The organism is Vibrio sp. ZF57, assembly GCF_001691235.1.
In the GTDB taxonomy this organism is placed as follows: domain Bacteria; phylum Pseudomonadota; class Gammaproteobacteria; order Enterobacterales; family Vibrionaceae; genus Vibrio; species Vibrio crassostreae_C.
In genome coordinates, this window is sequence record NZ_MAKD01000083.1 from 20,085 (window position 1) to 38,278 (window position 18,194).

General features: G+C 43.6%; 17 protein-coding genes. 14 read left to right on the forward strand and 3 right to left on the reverse strand.

Features of this window, described 5'->3' with window-relative positions:
* Positions 1-67 precede the first annotated feature (67 nt).
* On the forward strand, positions 68-553 hold the full coding sequence (locus tag A6D97_RS11550) for an NlpC/P60 family protein (RefSeq protein ID WP_065584422.1): 486 nt from the start codon (positions 68-70) through the stop codon (positions 551-553).
* A gap of 107 nt (positions 554-660) precedes the next feature.
* Here A6D97_RS11550 and A6D97_RS11555 read toward each other — a convergent pair whose 3' ends face one another.
* Complete coding sequence (locus A6D97_RS11555; protein WP_010440912.1) at positions 661-1,005, reverse strand: DUF3802 family protein; 345 nt, start codon at positions 1,003-1,005, stop codon at positions 661-663.
* Positions 1,006-1,590: 585 nt separating this feature from the next.
* Here A6D97_RS11555 and A6D97_RS11560 point away from each other — a divergent pair.
* Complete coding sequence (locus tag A6D97_RS11560) at positions 1,591-2,457, forward strand: fructosamine kinase family protein (protein WP_017059601.1); 867 nt, start codon at positions 1,591-1,593, stop codon at positions 2,455-2,457.
* Between the two features lie 63 nt (positions 2,458-2,520).
* Positions 2,521-2,724, forward strand: a complete 204-nt coding sequence (locus A6D97_RS11565; RefSeq protein ID WP_017059600.1) for a CPXCG motif-containing cysteine-rich protein — start codon at positions 2,521-2,523, stop codon at positions 2,722-2,724.
* Between the two features lie 107 nt (positions 2,725-2,831).
* On the opposite strand, the gene A6D97_RS11570 is transcribed toward A6D97_RS11565, so the two are convergent.
* Complete coding sequence (locus tag A6D97_RS11570) at positions 2,832-3,440, reverse strand: riboflavin synthase (RefSeq protein WP_017063887.1); 609 nt, start codon at positions 3,438-3,440, stop codon at positions 2,832-2,834.
* A 453-nt stretch (positions 3,441-3,893) separates the two neighbouring features.
* On the opposite strand from A6D97_RS11570, the gene A6D97_RS11575 reads away from it, so the two are divergent.
* Positions 3,894-5,264, forward strand: coding sequence for an MATE family efflux transporter (locus tag A6D97_RS11575; protein WP_017063888.1), 1,371 nt, complete (start codon positions 3,894-3,896; stop codon positions 5,262-5,264).
* Between the two features lie 101 nt (positions 5,265-5,365).
* Here the strand turns inward: A6D97_RS11575 and A6D97_RS11580 are convergent, their stop codons facing one another.
* Positions 5,366-6,208, reverse strand: coding sequence for a DNA ligase (locus A6D97_RS11580; RefSeq protein ID WP_065584423.1), 843 nt, complete (start codon positions 6,206-6,208; stop codon positions 5,366-5,368).
* A 311-nt stretch (positions 6,209-6,519) separates the two neighbouring features.
* On the opposite strand from A6D97_RS11580, the gene A6D97_RS11585 reads away from it, so the two are divergent.
* The 10 genes from A6D97_RS11585 (at position 6,520) to A6D97_RS11630 (ending at position 18,006) form a co-directional block, all read left to right on the forward strand.
* Complete coding sequence (locus A6D97_RS11585; RefSeq protein ID WP_017059596.1) at positions 6,520-6,849, forward strand: STAS domain-containing protein; 330 nt, start codon at positions 6,520-6,522, stop codon at positions 6,847-6,849.
* Positions 6,850-6,911: 62 nt separating this feature from the next.
* Positions 6,912-7,748: an OmpA family protein gene (locus A6D97_RS11590; RefSeq protein ID WP_017067078.1), complete on the forward strand. Its 837-nt coding sequence runs from the start codon at positions 6,912-6,914 to the stop codon at positions 7,746-7,748.
* The gene (locus tag A6D97_RS11595; protein WP_065584424.1) at positions 7,745-9,844 is read left to right on the forward strand and encodes an SLBB domain-containing protein; all 2,100 of its coding nucleotides are present in this window, start codon (positions 7,745-7,747) and stop codon (positions 9,842-9,844) included. Before A6D97_RS11590 ends, A6D97_RS11595 begins: the two co-directional genes overlap by 4 nt.
* Complete coding sequence (locus A6D97_RS11600; protein ID WP_065584425.1) at positions 9,844-10,533, forward strand: tyrosine-protein kinase family protein; 690 nt, start codon at positions 9,844-9,846, stop codon at positions 10,531-10,533. The genes A6D97_RS11595 and A6D97_RS11600 overlap by 1 nt, the downstream gene beginning before the upstream one ends.
* A 592-nt stretch (positions 10,534-11,125) precedes the next feature.
* The gene (locus A6D97_RS11605) at positions 11,126-12,118 is read left to right on the forward strand and encodes an ABC transporter substrate-binding protein (RefSeq protein ID WP_065584426.1); all 993 of its coding nucleotides are present in this window, start codon (positions 11,126-11,128) and stop codon (positions 12,116-12,118) included.
* Positions 12,119-12,265: 147 nt separating this feature from the next.
* Positions 12,266-13,165 carry a proline/glycine betaine ABC transporter permease gene (locus A6D97_RS11610; protein WP_017059591.1) on the forward strand — a complete coding sequence of 300 codons (900 nt, stop codon included), beginning with the start codon at positions 12,266-12,268 and terminating at the stop codon, positions 13,163-13,165.
* Positions 13,158-14,390: a glycine betaine/L-proline ABC transporter ATP-binding protein gene (locus tag A6D97_RS11615; protein WP_017059590.1), complete on the forward strand. Its 1,233-nt coding sequence runs from the start codon at positions 13,158-13,160 to the stop codon at positions 14,388-14,390. The genes A6D97_RS11610 and A6D97_RS11615 overlap by 8 nt, the downstream gene beginning before the upstream one ends.
* Positions 14,391-14,779: 389 nt before the next feature.
* Positions 14,780-15,184: an Hpt domain-containing protein gene (locus A6D97_RS11620; protein WP_017059589.1), complete on the forward strand. Its 405-nt coding sequence runs from the start codon at positions 14,780-14,782 to the stop codon at positions 15,182-15,184.
* 223 nt (positions 15,185-15,407) lie between these two features.
* Entirely contained in the window at positions 15,408-16,919 is a 1,512-nt protein-coding gene (locus tag A6D97_RS11625; protein ID WP_065584427.1) for a sigma-54 dependent transcriptional regulator, read from the forward strand.
* A complete protein-coding gene (locus A6D97_RS11630) occupies positions 16,900-18,006 on the forward strand; it encodes a glycosyltransferase family 4 protein (RefSeq protein WP_017063896.1) in 1,107 nt (368 codons plus the stop codon). Before A6D97_RS11625 ends, A6D97_RS11630 begins: the two co-directional genes overlap by 20 nt.
* Positions 18,007-18,194: the final 188 nt, after the last annotated feature.

The window sequence follows — 18,194 nt, forward strand, 5'->3', positions numbered from 1 at the left end:
AGTTAGGTCGTATACTAGAAGTCCTTGATGACGTTTTTATTTCAGTTTTTTGTCAGAAGAGTTACATATGAAAATCAGAAAAATGGCTGTAGTTACAATAACTTTAGCAACATTGGCTGCTTGTAGCTCGTCACCATCGCCTTCTCAGCTCAGTCAAACCGCACAGAGACCCTTATCAAAATCAGAACAATTGACTACAAACGCTTATATGAGCGTGTATGAACAGTGGAAAGGTGTGCCATACCATTTCGGTGGGACATCATTTCGAGGTATAGATTGCTCTGCTTTTGTTCAAATCGCCGTGCAAAATGCGACTCAACAAGCTCTACCAAGAACCACAAAAGACCAGAGTAAAAAGGGAAAAGAAATTGCGTATGGGCAGGCAACAAGCGGTGACTTGGTGTTTTTCAAGACTTCGATGACGGTGCGACATGTAGGCGTTTACTTAGGAAACAACCAATTTCTACATGCCTCGACATCGAAAGGTGTCATTATTTCTAGGTTAGATAACCCTTACTGGGCATCCAAGTTTTGGCACTTTAGGCGTTTATAGCGGTTCGAAAGATAAACCGCTGAGCGAGGTAACTCTAGAAAGATACGACTTAAACGCCCGTTGTTATTATGCTGATTAATTACGACGATAAATGAGCAAACAAACCGTTAATCGTATTTAGCAACAGCAGTATCAAACAGGTTCTTCACTAACGCGATGTACTCATCGAGGAATACAATTTGTTCGTTAGTCGCTTTCTTAGCCCACACACCCGCTAATACTTCACCAAGATCCGCTACTACGGCATCTGCTTCTTTCAAAAGTTGAAAACGAACGCTCGAATGCAACTCTGGGTTTTGCTCGAAAATAGCCATGATGTTTGTTGAAATCATGTCGGTAACAATGTCTTCGACACTTTCGTTTCCAGTATCACCATTACTATTGGTAAACACATCAAGGTTGAATGATAGGTGCTCGATTAAAGCCAAATAGCCATCGGTTTCTACAACCACAATAATTCTCCGTTTTAAGCTCTAGAGCAGATTAATACGTACTTGCCTAATACTATGTAAATGAAGCTATTTGTCATCACTTTATTGCCCAAAACCACATTTAAATGATCCTAGTTAGTATTTCAGCTTAAAATTAAATCGATATAGCTTTATGTGGTATACCTGCCTACTTACGACATAAGTAAATTCACGCTAAAGAAGTGTAAGACAAACTTTGAAGCAAAGTATTGCGCCAGTTAACAATAGCCCTTTCAACTTACTCTAAAAGCTCATTTGATTTAGTCGCTAGACAATAACAAGCTCAAACCTCTTTTCCAGTTTGTGGCGTTCAAAACCGTTTCGATTGTGAGACCAGTTCCAAACTATTTCATCACGTCAGGTTTTCAATTTATGTTTGTATTTCAAAGAGCTTGAATCAGTTCGAGTTCACAATTCGGCCAATTGATTCTACGTAAGATGAAGAAGAGCTAAGAACATTGACGAGTGCGTCTATAAATTGTTCAGATTTATCCTAAACTATTGCTATTAAACAAACAGTATTTCTAACCTTCAATCTTTTTAACTTTCAGTCTTTGAGGATTTCCTATGTGGCAGGCCATTTCTCAACAACTTTCAGATACTCTTCTATTTAACTTTCAGATTACTGAACGTACCAAGGTTTCTGGTGGCGACATTAACGATTGCTATATGATCAGCGATGGTAATGAGCGTTACTTTGTGAAAGTGAATCAGCGAGAATTTTTACCTAAGTTTGAAATTGAAGCTGAGAACTTACGCTTGTTAAGAGAAACCTCCACTGTTTACGTTCCTGAGTTGGTGCTTATTGGCAAAACCAAAGAGTGCTCGTTCATTATTCTGAATTACTTGCCGACCAAACCGCTCGAGACGGGCAACAATAGCTTCGATTTCGGCGTTCAGCTTGCGCGGCTTCATCAATGGGGCGAGCAAAAAGAGTTTGGTTGCGACCAAGACAACTATATCGGCAGCACACTTCAACCCAACCCTTGGCATAAGAAATGGGGTCGCTTTTTCTCTGAGCAACGCATTGGTTTCCAACTGCAACTGCTCAAAGAGAAAGGCATCGAGTTTGGTGATATCGATGACATCGTTGATGTGGTGAATATGCGTCTTGCTGGCCACAACCCTCGCCCTTCTTTGCTTCATGGGGATCTTTGGAATGGCAATGTTGCTAACTCTGCGTTTGGCCCAATTTGCTACGACCCTGCTTGTTACTGGGGGGACCATGAGTGTGATTTGGCGTTAACTGAATTGTTTGAAGGTTTCCCTAAAGAGTTTTATGAAGGTTACCAGAGCGTCAATCCACTCGACGTTGGCTATACTGATCGGAAAGACATTTACAACTTGTACCATCTTCTTAACCACTGCAATCAATTTGGCGGCGAATATTTAGCACACACTGAAGCATGCATTCAGAAGATACAGGCCGTTTAATACCAATTACAGCTGTTTATAACCGAATACGATTGGTATCAGTTACAGTGAGGAGAATTTGCCATGCATAAATACACAGAGAAACATGTCTCCTGTCCGCATTGTGGGCACGGTATTAACATCACGCTTGATGCATCTAATGGTAGCCAAGACTTCTATGATGATTGTCCAGCGTGTTGCAATGCCATTCATTTGGATATGCAGGTTGACGAAGTAAGAGACAGAATCAACCTTTCGATTGATGCCGATGATGAACAAGTATTCTGACAATCAGTTTCTCGTTTAAACCAAATTAAAAAAGAGCACCTCACGTGCTCTTTTTTAATTTGGTCATCGGTGTGATTTTATTGCCACCGATTCAATGCGCTTAGTGGCTATTTCTGGTTCGCTAATACACGCTCGACAGTATCAACAATTGCCTGCGTTTGTGGATCGAACTCAATGTTCACTTGGTCGCCTACTTCACGGCCGCCAAACAGAGTACGATTCAGAGTTTCTGGGATCAGGTGAACAGAGAAACGGTTCTCTTCCACTTCACCAATCGTCAATGAACAACCATCAACACCAATGTAACCCTTACTCAATACGTACTTCATCGATTCTTCTGGTAGTTCGAACCAAAGTGTACGGTTGTTTTCTGTTTTAATCACATCGACTAGATTAGCCATCAGAGTAATGTGGCCAGACATGCTATGCCCGCCAATTTCGTCACCAAACTTTGCTGCACGCTCAACATTCACTTTGTCACCAACATTCAGTTGGCCTAAGTTCGTCAATCGCAATGTCGCTTGCATTAAATCAAAAGCAATCTGGTTACCTGAAATTTCCGTTACCGTTAAGCAACAACCGTTATGAGCTACTGAAGCACCAATGGCTAATCCTTCAACCATTTCATCGCTTAGCTCAATGGTATGAGTTTGAAACGACTCTTTTTTGTTGATAGCAACCAGTGTTGCCATGCCTTGAACGATACCTGTAAACATAAGATTCCTATTTAGCATTCTAGGGCGTGTTGACCTTTCGCGGTTAAATTTTGTTCGGATGGGGACGCCTAGTCAAAAACGTTTTAATCGCGGCGAGGGGGAAGTAGCCTAGCATCCTAAGCAAATCTCCCTCAACAAAGAGTAAAACGCTTTTTGCGGGGGCGCCCAGCTCGAACCCTTCGGGCAGCGTTTGCTGGTCATTTTTACTACGTTATCGGCTTCTCATGTAGGCTAGCTACACATCAAAGCCTCTGCCTTGTATAAAGGCCCAGCAACTCGCTGCAAAAATCAGCTCGAAAGATCAACACGCCCTAATAACAGTTTTTCATAGCAGTTATTGTGACATTTCTTTATGATTCGTCCAGTGGAAGCTTAAGATCATTGTCTCTGATTCCTTCAGAATGTCCTTTCCTACACTATTATTCTAATTTTCCCTCTTATTTGGAGTTGTTTGTGCATCGTTACAAAGAAGAATCCTCGAATCTAATTAAACTTGCGACCCCAGTATTGATCGCATCCGTTGCACAAACTGGAATGGGTTTTGTTGATACCGTAATGGCCGGTGGCGTAAGTGCTATCGATATGGCGGCGGTTTCGATTGCAGCAAGTATCTGGCTACCATCAATCCTATTTGGTGTTGGTCTATTGATGGCGTTGGTTCCTGTCGTTGCACAACTGAATGGTTCTGGTCGACAAGTAAAAATTCCATTCGAAATTCAACAAGGCGCATTTTTAGCGCTCGTCATCTCCCTTCCAATCATTGGTGTGCTTTTTCAAACACAATTGATATTGGAGTGGATGGACATTGAACAACTCATGGCGGAAAAGACCATCGGCTATATGAATGCGGTGATGTTTGCTGTACCTGCGTTTTTGTTGTTCCAAACATTGCGAAGCTTTACCGATGGTATGTCTTTAACCAAGCCTGCGATGGTGATTGGTTTTATTGGCTTGCTATTAAACATCCCGCTGAACTGGATGTTCGTATACGGAAAACTTGGTGCTCCTGCTCTGGGTGGTGTTGGCTGTGGCGTTGCAACGGCTATCGTATATTGGGTGATGTTTGCACTACTGTTCGCTTACGTTTTAACATCAAAGCGTTTGGCGAAAATCAACATCTTCGGTACGTTCCATAAACCGCAACTTAAAGCTCAAATTCGTCTGTTTAGACTTGGTTTCCCTGTGGCGGCCGCTATCTTCTTCGAGGTAACTCTGTTTGCGGTGGTTTCTCTGTTAGTTGCACCATTGGGTTCATTGATTGTTGCCGCGCACCAAGTCGCGATCAACTTCTCTTCGCTGGTCTTCATGATTCCAATGAGTATCGGTGCAGCCGTGAGTATTCGTGTTGGCCATAAGTTGGGCGAAAACAACACCGAAGGTGCGAAGATCGCGACACACGTGGGTATCATTGTTGGTTTAGTGACAGCCCTTATGACAGCGGCGTTAACGATTCTGTTTAGAGAACAGGTTGCATTACTTTACACAGAGAACACGGCAGTAATTATGGTTGCAATGCAGTTGCTGTTGTTCGCGGCGGTTTATCAATGTACTGACGCCATCCAAGTTATCGCTGCGGGTGCTCTGCGTGGCTACAAAGACATGCGTTCAATCTTCAACATCACCTTTGTGGCTTACTGGTTGCTTGGTCTTCCTATCGGTTACATCTTGGGTATGAAAGATTGGATTGTTGACCCTATGGGTGCGCACGGCTTCTGGATTGGTTTCATCGTCGGTCTAACGTCAGCCGCGATTATGCTGGGTATGCGTCTACACTGGATGCACAAGCAGGACGATGACGTTCAGTTAGAATTTAGTTCTCGCTAGATTCGTACTCGCTAAGTCGATCTATCTGATTTCGAATAAAAAAAAGAGCTCTGATTTTCAGGGCTCTTTTTCGTTTAATGGTCAGGTAGATCGTATCTGCCTTAATATTCACTCTTCTCTCGAACAAAGCGCGCAAACTTGGGTTTTCCGTTTTGAGTAAAACCATTGTAACGAAAGGTAATACGGCTGCCGATCTCTGGCGGTGCGAGTCTCATTTGGTCACTGAACCCGCTGCCTATATAAAATTCCACACCCTCTTCTGTGTGAACCAAGATTGAACCCATCATCCCTTTATACTTCCCTGTCCCACCCTTGTAGCCAATAACTGTGGCTTCGGCATCATGATGCCTTTTCAGTTTTAACAAATCATTACTTCGGCCTGCTTGATAACGACTGGTGATTTTTCTAAGCATCAAACCTTCGCCATTACGCTCATCGACATTATCAAGTTGATGAAACAAAGCCTCTTCACTGTGAATTGGTACATGTTCTATGTAGCTGACATGAGATTCTCCAATCACGCTTACCCAATGCAAAATGTTGTAATAGCGCTTTTGATAATCTCCTGCGGCGCCTGGCATATCAAACAGCATGAAATCGATTTGGCGCCATGCTGTGTCACTCGGCGTATGGTCGAGAACGGTAGATTGAACAAGGTGGAACTTGCCCCTTCCTGCCCACAACTCTCCTTCGAGATGGACCTTAGGCAAGTTTTCAGTAAACCACTTGGGTGAGTAAATGCGATTACCATTGCGTGTATAAAGATGTTGTCCGTCCCAAAGAGCCCGAATTCCATCAAGCTTTTCACTCTTCCAGTATTCAGAAACATCAATGCCTTGTTGGTATGTATTGGCCAGTACCAAATGGTCGGGAGGTAAATAGGATGAATGAGAAGAGAGCGAACACGCCCATAGAGTTGCTATCGCCAATTTAGTTAATCTCATCATCTGCTCCGTATTGATATCTGTAGTGGTCAACAAACGCCTTTAATCCTAAGCGTTCTGACACGTAGGTAGACAACCTTTGCTAGAAGATGCGATCCACTCATCAACCTTATCTAACCTTTTCATTTATTCATTAAATTAATGACCTATAACTCTCATATATTCCGCCGTTTTTAGTTCTCATATTGAGAAACGTCTTTTCTCAATTTGAGATAGGAATTCGTACTAAACATAAATTATTGAAAAATAACAACATAAAAGTTGGCACATTCAGTGCAGTTGTCCATACATACTTAAAAGGAGATATCGCTATGGAACTACGTAAGACTGATTTAAACACAACGACACTGACACTTTCTATTTTCGGTGATCTGGATGCAGCAGGCAGTCGTGATGCACAAACCGACATCGATGATGTGATTTCTAACGATGGTCACCCTGAAATCGAAGTTGATTTTAGCCAGGTTGAGTTTTTAGATTCATCTGGTGTTGGCGCGATTGTTTATATGTTCAAACGTCTGACTGAGCGCGAACGCAACATGCGACTTGAAAATGTGACTGGTCAGCCTCTTGAAATTATGAACCTACTACGTATTGGCCACGCTATCCCAGTAAATTCAAAAAATCCTGCAAATTCATGAAGACCCACTAAGCTAGAAGTAACAAAAAATAATAAGAAAAATTAGAAACATAGGACGTTGGCATGAAAATACTGAAAAACTACATAGCCCTTTCTCTGTCCGCTCTCGTTCTGGGTGGCTGTACTAGCTATCCTGAACAAGGCACAGGGGGTTTGGCTGAAAGTTACGATTCTATTAACTATCAAAACTCAGACTTCTCTCCTGTCATGCCAGACGAGCCTCTTGGTCCAGAACATGGATTACGCTTTGATTGGCAGCTCGCTAAATTGCACCTTGATGCTTTGATCCAAGAAGGTGCTCGTTGGTGTTTCCCAGCTGCTGTTGTTCAAGCAATCGAAAAGCAAAATCGTATTGCTCGTGAACTTCAAGGCGGTCTACTACTGGATGCAGCCAACGACTTAGTGATCCAAAGAAAACGCCTAAATGAACTTGAGGTCCAACTGGATTACGTAACTTCACAAGCCCGCTGTGAGCCACCAAAAAATGAAAATCAATTTAGAATGCAACTGTCGGTTATTGAACAGTTGTATGACCTGCTTAATGTTGACAACCAATTTGCGGAAAACTCGACTGAAGTAAATCCTAAATATATGGGAAGACTGGCCGAGGCGACCACTTTACTTAAAGAACACAAATCCCTAGACCTTGTTGTTACCGGCCATGCTGATGCAACGGGTGCCGAAGAATACAACGACAAGTTAGCACTTGGACGAGCGAAACAAGTCGAACGCTACCTGACTATTTTTGGACTAGGCGCTCAACGAATCAAAGCCGTCTCTGTTGGCGAAACCGTCCCTCTTTTTGAAGGTGAATCCGACGGCACGCGTTTAACGAACCGCCGAGTAAGTATTGAAATTGTCTCGCCTAAGAATGCCGAGAAAATGGGAGGTGGATTATGAAATCCTTGATCGCTTTTATCATCACCCTATCGTTATGCTTTGCGAATGTCGTCAATGCTAACGATGAGTTTTCAGACGCGGTTCAAGTCGGTGATCTAATCCAAGTTAACGTACCCGGTGAAAGTACCTTAAACACGGGGTTCCAAGTGGATAAGCGTGGCCGTATTACCCTTCCTGAAGTAGGCGCTGTGTTTGTTGCGGGTTACGACAGCGAACAGCTTAACAAAGTCGTTCTAGAGTCGCTGGCAACCGCTTACAAAGATCTTTCGAACGCTTCGGTGTATGTAAAAGAGCAGCAAATCATCATCTACGTGCAAGGTTATGTAGAACAGCCTGGCGAATACACGCTCTCATTAGGTTCTAGCATCCAAATGGCACTTTACGCTGCGGGTGGTTTACGCCCGGGCGCGCAACTGGATAAGCTGATTCTTAAGCGAGGCGCAGATAAGAAAGAGTTTAACTACAAACGATTCCTTGATTCAGGAGACGAGTCAGCATTACCTACTCTTCAATCACTGGATTCACTATTCGTTCCAGCTTCTCCATTAGTCAGTAACATCGAGCAAGAGTTTGACGCAGCAAAGCTTGCTAACTCAGGTGACAGTGCTGATTCTCGTAACTCCATCAAAGTGTTTGGTGAGGTGAACGCGCCGGGTTCGTTCACTTACAAAGAGAACACCGACCTTGTCGACGTACTTATGCGTTCGGGCGGCGTAACTCGTTATGCCAGTGTTGAGCAAATCCGAGTGATTTCGAACAACACCCCAACGCTATTCAACCTAAAACGTTACTTAGATTCTGGTGACGAAAGTCTGCTTCCAATTTTACGCCCGGGTGCGACCATTTTCGTTCCCAAGCAAGAAGAAGAGATCAAATCCGGCGCCAACATGGTTTACGTAATGGGCGAAGTCGCAGCCCCTGGTGCTTTTGAAGGCAAAAGAGACGCGACCTTTATGGATATCTTGGCGAATGCGGGCGGCCCAACTCGATTTGCAGAGTCACGACAAATCCGTGTTATCAAAGCAGATGGCAGAGTGCTTAAATTCGATTTAGCGGCTTACACTGAAGGCTTACCTAACTCTAACCCTCCTAGCATCAAAGCGGGTGACGCGATTTTCGTTCCCGAGAAAACCGACATGAACGAGAAGTCTTGGTTGAAAATCACGCCAGACAGAGCAGTTAACGTGATTGGTGAGGTGAATCGACCTGGTCGTATTGAATGGTCAGATGAAATGAATTTCATGGGATTATTGGCACACGTCGGTGGCCCTACGCTACGCGCTGACACATCGAAAATCGAAGTTGTTACTGGTAGAAAGCTAGTTGTGTTTAACCTTGATGATTTTATTCGAAATGGTGCGCCACGTGACCAAATGCCACAAATTCGAGCGGGCTCTATCGTGCGTGTTCACGACTTGCCACAAGATCCTTCAGACAATAAATCACAATGGGTTCGTCAAAGCTCTGATGCTTCGATCTACATCTTTGGACAAGTGAATGCACCCGGTCGTTACCGCTTCACCAAAGACATGCACTTCCTTGATATCTTGTCTGCGGCTGACGGTCCAACAAAGGATGCCGACATCCACAACGTTCGAGTAACGCATCGTGACAAAACCTATTCGCAAGTAAGCAAACTTAACTTATCACTGTACTTCGAAACCGGTGACGAATCGTTACTGCCAAACGTAACCACTGGCGACACGATTTACATCCCAGAGAAAGGCAAAAACTGGTTAGATACACCGAAAGAAGAAACCGTTCGTGTGCTTGGTGCGATTAACAATCCGGGGCGTTATGTGTTCAACGACAACATGACCATTCTAGATATTCTGGCAGAAGCAGCAGGACCTACCGACAATGCTTATGTAGAAAAAATTACCATCGTCAATATGTCTTGCTGCCAAGGTCAGGCTCGTACTTTTGACCTTGTTGAATTCAGCAAAACGGCGAACATTTACAACTTGCCGGTGCTACGCGCTGGTGACACGATTTACATCCCAGACCGTCGCGAAAGCTTTATTGAAAAAGCACGCGTCGGACTTGATGACATACTGCGTATCACCACCACCATCGTATTAATAGGAGCTTTATAATGACAATTTCAGCGACCCATGCCGAAGTCGAGCAACTGTATTTAGCTTCTGAACTTAACGGCCAAAAATCAATATGCGTCACCGCCTGCCATTCAGGTGACGGTGTAACATCTATTGCAACCGCACTAGCTGAGCGTTTTCTTCTTGCGGGTCATTCAACACTTTATGTTGATCTCAACTTATTCAACCCTGCTTTCAAAGATTTGAATATGCTAGAAGATAATCAGCAAGGTCAATTGATTGAACATGTTGAATCTCAGCGTACGTTTATCGGTGTACCTGCTCCACAAGTTGCTTCAACGCAATTGGCTTATAAAGATCCGACAACGTTACAAAAAGTGGTCAACAAATGGCTAGAGAAATACGACAGAGTCATCATCGACACCTCACCGCTTCTCAACATAAACAAAGGCAACATTCCGGCTCAGTCTGTGGCGAGTGCTTGTGACAGCACATTGATGGTTGTCGCCTATGGTGAAACGTCGAGTCACCACCTAGAACAAGCGAAAAAGCTGCTTGATGCACAAAGTATCAACCTAATGGGCTGCGTGATGAACATGAAACAAACTCCTAGCTTTGCACAAGAGTTGGTAAGACAAATCAATCGAATGAAATTCCTTCCAACTAAACTTCGCGATAGCTTGGCAAACAAGCTGTATCAAAATGAGTTTTTAAACCTGCCGATGTAACTTTTTCGTGCCACTATAGCTTCTTGTACAACTATAGCTTTCTTACGTAACTGTATAGCTGTCATTAATACCATGACAGCCACCTATCCTATTAAACTTCAAGACGCGACAGCTCTAAATACCCCAAAACCAAATTGGGTGTTTTTGGCGAAATTATTATTGAAAATAAGATTTTAAAAACCATTCAACGCATTTCACACACGCCAACCATGGTCTTACCACCTGTAAATCCCTTCAGAAATCAACAGCCCCATACCTAACTTTAGCGGTAATGTGACACAGACGGTTAAAGTGCCATGTAAATCGCATCAAAGATGGAATTCGTACGATTATTCCCTAAGATTATAAATAGAGGTGGTTTTTGACGAATTTGTAATAGTTTGACAAAGTTATCCGATGGCTGTTGAAACACAGTGGATGAATTGGCAAATCACACTTCACTGACTTTGCACGTTTATCTATTCAAACTTCACCCATCCCTCCTTCTGCTCAAATGGTTCAAATACACGGAAAGGATCACCATCGAGCAATTTAGATAATCAATTTACCTTGGTTACCTTAGTTGTATTATTAAAGAGAAAGGAAACTCAATATGAAATACAAGTTAAGCTCCGTATTTTTGTTAGTAGCAGCAGCCAGCGGTAATGCTAACGCTGGAGAATGTGGCAGCGTAACAATCGCAGATATGAACTGGAACTCTGCAACACTGATCGCCAATATCGACCAATTCATCCTTGAACATGGTTATGGGTGTGATGCTGAACTTATCCCTGGCGACACTATGCCAACAGGCACGTCTATGATCGAAAAAGGCCAGCCTGATGTTGCACCTGAACTTTGGAGCAACAGCTTAAAAGACGCATTAGATAAAGGTGTTGAAGAAAAACGTCTTCGCTACGCAGGTAAAGCACTTGTGAACGGCGGCGAAGAAGGCTTTTGGGTTCCAGCTTACCTAGTAAAACAGTACCCTGAAATGGCAACCATCGAAGGCGTACGCAAAAACGCAAGCTTATTTAAACACCCTGAAGACCCAGATACATCTGCATTCTACAGCTGCCCTGCAGGCTGGAACTGTCAGATCAGCGCCGGAAACTTGTTTAATGCTCTTGAGCTAGAAAACAGCGGTTTCACGATTGTTGATCCAGGCTCGAGTGCCGGCTTATCTGGCTCTATCGCAAAAGCTTATGAACGTGAAGAAGCTTGGTTTGGTTACTACTGGGCACCGACCGCTGTGCTAGGTAAATACGACATGGTTAAAGTCGACTTTGGCAGTGGCGTTAATGAGGAAGAGTTCCTTAACTGTACCACCAAAGAAGATTGTGAATCGCCAAAAGCAACCATGTACCCGCCTTCACCTGTCCACACGATTACCACTGAAAGTTTTGCGTCACGTGCTCCTGAAGCGTACAACTACTTTACTAAACGTGGTTTCACAAACGACAAAATGAACTCGCTACTTGCTTGGATGGAAGACAACCAAGCTGATGGCGAAGAAGCGAGTCTGCATTTCTTAAGTGAATTCCCAGAAGTATGGCACCCATGGGTTTCTGAAGAAGTGGCTAAGAAAGTTGAAGCAGAGCTGTAAGAGCTTGATTTAATAACAAGTGATTACGCTTCAACAATAAAACAGAAATAACGTCGCTATACTTGATGTTATTCATGATTCGGAGCCCTTTTCATTAGCGATTTTCTTATCGCATGGACAAGTGGCTCCGAACTATAAGGATATAAAATGGCTGACAGCAATTGGTTATCAAGCTTTCCAGAGATGGAACGCGGTGATTTACGAACCATAAAAAAGACGCTAGATGGCGCATACCGTGAATTTTCCCGTGAATACGGCGAAATGATTGAATCTCTCTTTGACCCTCTTCTTTCATTCCTCGTTTGGTTTGAAAAACTCCTTATCTCAACACCTTGGATTATAGTCCTGGCTGTGTGTACCAGCCTTGTCTACGCAGCAAGCCGTTCTTGGAAACTGGCTCTAGGCTGTGTTGCTTCTCTACTTCTCATTGGTTACTTTGGAATGTGGGAAGACACCATGCGGACGCTCAGTATCATCACTGTATGTACCTTGGTTTCAATATTCTTGGGCATTCCGATTGGTATTGCGATGGCTCGTTCAAATCGAGCTCAGTCAATTGTTACGCCGATGCTCGATATCATGCAAACCATGCCTGCGTTCGTTTATTTGATTCCAGTGGTAATGCTACTGGGCATCGGTAAGATTCCAGGGCTAATCGCCGTGGTTATCTACGCGATCCCACCTGTAATTCGTCTAACTAACCTAGGCATACGCTTAGTTGATAAAGAAGTCCTTGAAGCCGCTACCGCTTTCGGTGCGAGCAAAAAGCAACGCTTATGGGGTGTTCAACTTCCTCTAGCAATGCCAACGATCATGGCGGGTATTAACCAAACCATCATGATGGCACTGTCTATGGTTGTTATCGCATCCATGATTGGTGTGAAAGGCCTAGGACAACCGGTTCTCAAATCGATTACTAACCAGTACTTCACATTAGGCTTGATGAATGGTTTCGCCATCGTTGCCCTCGCAATCCTTTTTGACCGCGCTTCTCAGGCGTACGCAAGAAGAACTAATGCGCATTTAGGAGGATTCAAGCATGACTAAACCATTGATTGAAATTAGTGGTCTGTACAAGGTGTTTGGACCGAAACCAATGTCTGTTATGAACCGAGTTCAAAACGGCGAACACAAAGATCAGATTCTTGCGGATACGGGTCATACCGTTGGTTTAAAAGAGATCAACCTTGAGATTAACCGTGGTGAAATCTTCGTTATCATGGGGCTTTCTGGCTCGGGTAAATCGACGCTGATTCGCCACTTCAACCGTTTGATTGACCCGACTCAAGGTAAAATCATGGTTGAAGGCATTGATGTGATGAGCCTCAACACTAAACAGCTAGAAGAGTTCCGTCGTCATAAAATGTCGATGGTATTCCAACGCTTTGGCTTAATGCCTCATCGCACTGTGGTTGAAAACGTTGCGTACGGGTTGGAAGTACAAGGCATCAAAAAAGAAGACCGTTTAGCGAAAGCCAACGAATGGTTAGAAACCGTGGGCTTAAAAGGTTACGGCAAGCAATACCCAGCGCAACTTTCAGGTGGTCAGCAACAACGTGTTGGGCTTTCGCGCGCTCTGTGTACTAACGCTGAAATCTTGTTAATGGATGAAGCCTTTTCGGCACTCGACCCTTTGATTCGAAGTGAAATGCAAGACCAGCTTATTGAACTTCAAGAGAAGCTTCATAAGACGATTGTTTTCATCACACATGATCTGGACGAAGCACTCCGCCTAGGCGATAGAATCGCAATTTTGAAAGACGGCGAGTTAGTACAACAAGGCACACCACATGAGATTCTGCTAAATCCAGCCGATGATTACGTGGAAGCGTTCGTGAAAGACGTAAACCGTGCTCGTGCACTGACCGTTGAAACCGTTATGCAGCCTCCTCTGTATCGAATCACATCAGAAACAATTGAAGGTGCTTTGGCACAAATGAAGATGCTTAAAAACGATTACGCTTATCACGTAACGGATGACGGCTATCAAGGCCTAGTCACACAAGAAAGTCTACAAGACGCCGTTGAAGATTCATCGGTACATGATTTTAGTGATGAGATATACGAAGAAGTCCCTGCCATCTTACCAGATGCGGTGATTGAAGAAGTGCTACCGGACACTATGTCTTGTGACTACTCTCTTCCAGTTGTTGATGAAGACGGTAATCTAAAAGGTGAACTCGAGAGAAGCGCTGTTGCTGATATCTTCTCAGAAAGTAGCGAGGAAGAAGTAGAAGCCGACCCAAAGCCAAAAATTGATAAAGCTTCGTAGTCCTACTTTTCGTGATTTAAAGCACGGCTGTTTAAATTATCATTGTTTGAGTTCTTGCTATTTAGATTAGCCTAAACTACATAAACCGCTCTAAGACCACTGTTGTTAGTAACTGCAGTGGTCTTTTTTATGTGTATCGGCCTCGCTTTGTCCTGCACTCTCCCCTTTAAGCTTATAAGTACCCAGGCTAATGGGTGCCTAAGTTTATATTTCATAAGAGAAAACAAAATAAAATCAGTCCGTTAGGTTTGTCACAAACCCAATAGCAAGATGAGTGAGATGCCAATTAAATGCTCTATTTGTACGGCAACCAGTTGAAATTATTCTAGAAAATGACTAAAACTTAATAGTATTAACAGATATTAAGCTCAATAAAAGGACTTAGTTTGATGAATTCTACTTTAGCGTCAGACGCAGCTACAAATCTAAACTCACAACAAGTGAGCGAGCTTGTCGATGAAAGCGTTCTGGAGCAAATGATTCGCGATACAAGTGCGGACATTATCCCTATCTTGATCGACCATTATGTCGAAGAATCACAAACACGCTTGGTCGCTATAAAAGAGGCAGTCACGCAGAAAGACGCTCAAACACTTGAGTTCGAGGTCCACACTCTCGGCAGCACAGCGCTTTCGTTAGGTAATCGCCCTTTGGGTGAATTAGCTCGAGCTTTAGAAAAGCTATGTTTAGAACAGAGTCATGATGCGGCATTTCGACAAGTTGATGAATTACTAGAGCTCGCAGAGCGTTCAATAAAAGCCTTGCTTGAAAGGAAAGAGGCAGGCTTCAGCTAGCTTTGCATGTTCATTATCGGTATCAGATTAAAAACTCAAAACAGTCGTTATTAATATAGTCGCCATAAGATGGGCTCCATCATGAACAGCAATGCGAGAAGTTATACAGGCCGCTTCTTAAAAGATTGCATGTGGTAGATAACAAATACACAAGACTCGTATTGATGGTTGCATATCACTATGTTATTGATTGGTTAGGATAAAGTTTCAAAAGGAATACACAATGCGCCCTAAGGTATTGTTAGTTGAAGACTCCACCTCACTCGCCGTACTCTACAAGCAGTACGTAAAAGACGAGCCCTATGATATTTTCCACGTCGAAACCGGCGCGGAAGCTAAGACCTTCATTGAAAGGCACTCTCCACAGCTTGTGATTCTCGACCTTAAGCTTCCTGACATGCCAGGCGAAGAAGTCTTAGATTGGATTACTGCTAACGAAATACCGACCGCTGTCATCATCGCGACAGCGCATGGTTCAGTAAACATCGCGGTAGACCTTATCCAACGCGGTGCAGAAGACTTCTTAGAGAAACCCATTCAAGCCGATCGACTCAAGACCTCTGTTAGCTTGCATCTAAAAAGAGCGAAACTCGAAAACCTCGTCGATAACATGCAAAGCAAATTCGATCGTGATCGTTTTCATAATTTCATTGGCTCTTGCCTACCCATGCAGGCGGTTTACAAGATCATTGATTCGGTAGCACCAACCACTGCCAGCGTGTTTATTAACGGCGAAAGTGGTACAGGTAAAGAAGTGTGTGCGGAAGCGATTCACCAAGAGAGTCAGCGTAATGGTAAACCCTTCGTGGCCATTAACTGCGGCGCTATCCCTCGAGACCTAATGGAGAGTGAAATCTTCGGTCACGTTAAAGGTGCGTTTACCGGTGCGACAACCGACCGGAAAGGTGCAGCAATGCAAGCGCATGGCGGTACCCTATTTCTCGATGAGCTTTGTGAAATGGAACTGGAGATGCAGAAGAAGCTCCTCAGATTTTTGCAAACTGGTACGTTTACTTCACTCGGTGGCAACCGCGAGATTAAAGTGGATGTCAGAATTATCTGTGCGACCAACCGCGATCCACTGGTTGAAGTAGAAGAAGGACGTTTTAGAGAAGACCTTTACTATCGTGTTCACGTTGTGCCTATCGAAATGCCACCGCTTCGTGAACGAGGAAGTGACATTGTCACCCTATCTAATCACTTCTTGAAACTTTACGCGAAGCAAGACAAGAAGAAGTTCAAATCAATAGACAAAGAAACGCAGAATCTACTTAAACGTTATGCGTGGCCAGGCAATGTGCGTCAGTTGCAAAACATCATCCGTAACATCGTGGTGTTGAACAATGAAACGAGCGTGACTAAAGACATGTTACCGCCTCCGATTAATAAAGTAGATGCCGCTCCATCATCTAAATCAGTGACACCAATTCGAGTAACTGCGCCTCAACCTGCAGTTGTTGAAGCACCAGAAGCTAAGTTGCCACCGATTACTCCGGAAGAGTTGGAACAATCGTCAGTTGCTCAAGCTCACAACGAGCCGATGACGCCTGCATTTACCACAAGCGAAGGTGCTATTCGTCCAATGTGGCAAATAGAACGTGAAGCCATTCAACATGCCATCAATCATTGCGATGGGAATGTGTTAAACGCTGCTGTGCTGTTAGAACTTAGCCCTTCTACTGTTTATCGTAAGAAACAGGCTTGGGAATCGGAAGATGAGTACAATCAAGCCTAACCAAGGTGTACTCGACATAAACCTTCATGAGATTTGGCTGTTGATCGACAGCCAAACTTTTGGAGGCATAGAAACGCATGTTTTAGAATTAGCACAAGGCCTGATATCGGAAAGCGCTCAGTATTCAGAGGCTGTTCGTATCGTTCTTTTGACTAAGTTTAATCCTGAAGCGATCATCGTTGAAAAGTTGAATGCGCTGAACATCCCTTTTAGTTACCTCTCCGATTTAGCCTCATGTTCTGTAGATTCAAATGGCAATAGCGCGACACAGCTGAAACGTGCAGTTCAACATTATCAACCAAGGCTTATCCATGCTCATGGTTACAAAGCCAGTTTGGTCAGCAAGTTAATCAAGCTTCCGCCTCGTTTCAACAACACAAAGCAAATCACCACTTATCACGCAGGTGAAACCCCAACAGGCAAAGTATGGCTTTATGATTGGCTCGACCGTTACAGCAGTTTTCTTTCTGATCAGTCGCTCGTGGTCAGTGAAAAGATTAAAGCGAAAGTGCCGAGTCAAACCCATCAATTGAATAACTTTGTTAAAATGCCAACCGGGTTAACAAGCTCCCCTTCATCAAGCCCATTCCATGTTGGTTTTGTGGGGCGATTGAGCCATGAAAAAGCGCCTGATCGATTTGTTGCATTAGCCAAACAGTTTCCTGATGTTCGGTTTGAGCTTTTTGGTGACGGGCCAGAAATGGACATCTTAGTTAAATCGCAGCCTGATAATGTGACCTTTCATGGGCATCAGACCAATATGGACGACGTCTGGAGCCAAATCGATCTGTTAATCATCCCTTCTCGCTTTGAAGGCTTACCTATGGCGGCATTAGAAGCCATGATTCGTGGCATTCCCGTTCTCGCCACCTCAGTTGGTAACTTGCCTCAACTCATCGAGCATCAAGTTAACGGCTACCTTGCAAATTCAGAAGCTGAGCTAGAACAGTTTTTATCTTTGTGGATGTCATTGACGAACGAGCAACGTAACTCTCTCAAGAGTCACGCGATAGAAACCGTGAAAAACCAATACTCTCCACAAGCCGTTGTCCCGCAGTTGTTGGAAATCTATCAACTCGACCGTTAATTCTAGCCTTAGTCGATAACTGGTTATTTGGGCTTGATGATTTAAGTACTTTAGTCAGTTTTATACTGATTCTCAAAATGACAAAACTCACCTCAAGGCTACGCCCTCACTTAATAATCCAACATTAAATCAGTAAGTTAAATAAAATGCATAACTGGCACTCACTTTGCAATCTTTAACATCAGGCG

Excerpts from the sequence above, each read along its gene's own strand:
- A6D97_RS11570 (WP_017063887.1), bottom strand. The coding sequence starts at position 3,440 with ATGTTTACAGGTATCGTTCAAGGCATGGCAACACTGGTTGCTATCAAC.
- A6D97_RS11620 (WP_017059589.1), top strand. The coding sequence starts at position 14,780 with ATGAATTCTACTTTAGCGTCAGACGCAGCTACAAATCTAAACTCACAA.
- A6D97_RS11600 (WP_065584425.1), top strand. The coding sequence starts at position 9,844 with ATGACAATTTCAGCGACCCATGCCGAAGTCGAGCAACTGTATTTAGCT.
- A6D97_RS11585 (WP_017059596.1), top strand. The coding sequence starts at position 6,520 with ATGGAACTACGTAAGACTGATTTAAACACAACGACACTGACACTTTCT.
- A6D97_RS11615 (WP_017059590.1), top strand. The coding sequence starts at position 13,158 with ATGACTAAACCATTGATTGAAATTAGTGGTCTGTACAAGGTGTTTGGA.
- A6D97_RS11595 (WP_065584424.1), top strand. The coding sequence starts at position 7,745 with ATGAAATCCTTGATCGCTTTTATCATCACCCTATCGTTATGCTTTGCG.
- A6D97_RS11625 (WP_065584427.1), top strand. The coding sequence starts at position 15,408 with ATGCGCCCTAAGGTATTGTTAGTTGAAGACTCCACCTCACTCGCCGTA.
- A6D97_RS11590 (WP_017067078.1), top strand. The coding sequence starts at position 6,912 with ATGAAAATACTGAAAAACTACATAGCCCTTTCTCTGTCCGCTCTCGTT.
- A6D97_RS11605 (WP_065584426.1), top strand. The coding sequence starts at position 11,126 with ATGAAATACAAGTTAAGCTCCGTATTTTTGTTAGTAGCAGCAGCCAGC.
- A6D97_RS11565 (WP_017059600.1), top strand. The coding sequence starts at position 2,521 with ATGCATAAATACACAGAGAAACATGTCTCCTGTCCGCATTGTGGGCAC.
- A6D97_RS11630 (WP_017063896.1), top strand. The coding sequence starts at position 16,900 with ATGAGTACAATCAAGCCTAACCAAGGTGTACTCGACATAAACCTTCAT.
- A6D97_RS11560 (WP_017059601.1), top strand. The coding sequence starts at position 1,591 with ATGTGGCAGGCCATTTCTCAACAACTTTCAGATACTCTTCTATTTAAC.
- A6D97_RS11550 (WP_065584422.1), top strand. The coding sequence starts at position 68 with ATGAAAATCAGAAAAATGGCTGTAGTTACAATAACTTTAGCAACATTG.
- A6D97_RS11580 (WP_065584423.1), bottom strand. The coding sequence starts at position 6,208 with ATGAGATTAACTAAATTGGCGATAGCAACTCTATGGGCGTGTTCGCTC.
- A6D97_RS11610 (WP_017059591.1), top strand. The coding sequence starts at position 12,266 with ATGGCTGACAGCAATTGGTTATCAAGCTTTCCAGAGATGGAACGCGGT.